Annotated in this window: 1 protein-coding gene; it reads left to right on the top strand. The window is 37.4% G+C overall.

Annotation, left to right across the window (positions count from 1 at the left end):
- The first annotated feature begins 620 nt into the window (after positions 1 to 620).
- A complete protein-coding gene (locus tag BMY80_RS12750) occupies positions 621 to 1,331 on the top strand; it encodes a type II secretion system protein (protein WP_281242286.1) in 711 nt (236 codons plus the stop codon).
- Positions 1,332 to 1,623 lie beyond the last annotated feature (292 nt).

Raw genomic sequence — 1,623 nt, 5'->3', positions numbered from 1 at the left:
TATCCGGATGACGAATACTTCTTCCTGAAAGTCATAGATGCGAGTAGGAAGAAGTACATCAGGAATCAGCGATCACATAAAATTAATGATTGAGCCATTATTTTGAAGTAATCTTACTAATTCTCTTACGTAATTATGATGCAACCCCCATTTATTTGCTGTCGATGACGAACCAATCTTAAAGTAATCTTCAATAACTAATAACTTTTGTTCATAAGTTAATTTCATAATAAAACCCCGTTATCAATCAAGTGATCAATAACGGGGTTCATACTATATACGGGATATTCCGTACTTTTCAGATTAAAGGCTCGGAACACAATTCTTCTGAGCTTTTTCTTTTTGAAGCCGCAGAAATCCCTGACCATAAGCAGGCAAAGGGATTTCATTTATTGTGAATTCAGTCTTCTTTTGAAACACAAAACATGCTTATACTCTATATAGGAGGATTGTCGTTTTTACTGAACCTTTTAACCCATGTTCAAAAAAACAGACACATCCTTCTTTACAAGTATGATTCAGTAATAGTAGTACTGAAACCGAGGAATGCAGCATCGGTAATGTTGCGGATTTATCATAGGGATATGTGATTCCACAGATTAAGAGTGGAGAGATTTGTTATGAAAAGATACAATGCTGACGCTTATTCAGGTATGAAGGCTAATGGTTTTACCTTAATAGAATTAGTGATCGTTATTGTTATTTTAGGCATACTTTCAGCCACGGCCGTTCCAAAATTCATGAATATGCAGGGGGATGCCAGAGCATCAACGCTGATAGCAATAAAAGGTGCCGTGAAATCGGCAAACTCCATGATTTACGCAAAGTCACTTACAAACAACATCAACAACAGTTACTCTGAAAAAATCGATCAAAACAAGACTTGGCAGGAAGACTGCAGTACCGGCAGTTGCGTTAATATTGGAAATATCTGGGTCTATACAAAATTCGGATATGTTGATCGTAATTCTGTGGCTTATCTTCTGGATACGGATATCAGTGGCAATCAGGATACCAAGGTTGTCACGAACAAAAAAACCAATGAGAGAATAACCGTTCCGGCGCGAAATACCACACAGGGAGGCTCAAACTACAATTGCCCTACAGGTAATAATTCGGTACTGTGCAAGGATCATGATTTCTGTCAGTGCAGAGTCAACAAATATGCCGCAGTGGAAAACAGAGATACCCAGTTCATTGTACCGAAGGGATTCGATTATAACATTAACAAACATCCTAATGGCGGGTGCTATTTCGGCTACACGACTTCCGATGTAGTCAACAACTCAGTAAAACCTCCTGTGTACACACTCAAGACCGGAGGATGCTAAAACATATCAGTCGATAGAATAAAATTGCATTTCCACTTCTCGGCTACAGGTTTATTACTGTAGCCGTTTTTACATATATACCTGGATAAGATTCTGATGGTATTCCTCTCAGTTATGTGCGATCCGTCCAATCCTAATCCGTCCAAAATGATATAATCCGATTATCTGCATATGCCAGAATAATATTTTTTATATTTAGGGGCAATCACTTTTTTTATGTGATTGCAAAAAATAAAAATTATTTATGCATTGAATAAAAAAGGATCTTCCTTTATGTTTGAGTTGCATCCTG

Source organism: Ruminobacter amylophilus (assembly GCF_900115655.1).
Lineage (GTDB): Bacteria > Pseudomonadota > Gammaproteobacteria > Enterobacterales > Succinivibrionaceae > Ruminobacter > Ruminobacter amylophilus.
Note: the sequence above shows the minus strand (reverse complement) of the source record. Positions and strands in the feature narration are given on the sequence as shown.

What these genes read in the sequence shown, in the direction of transcription:
- BMY80_RS12750 (WP_281242286.1), top strand. Translation starts at nt 621, where the DNA reads ATGAAAAGATACAATGCTGACGCTTATTCAGGTATGAAGGCTAATGGT.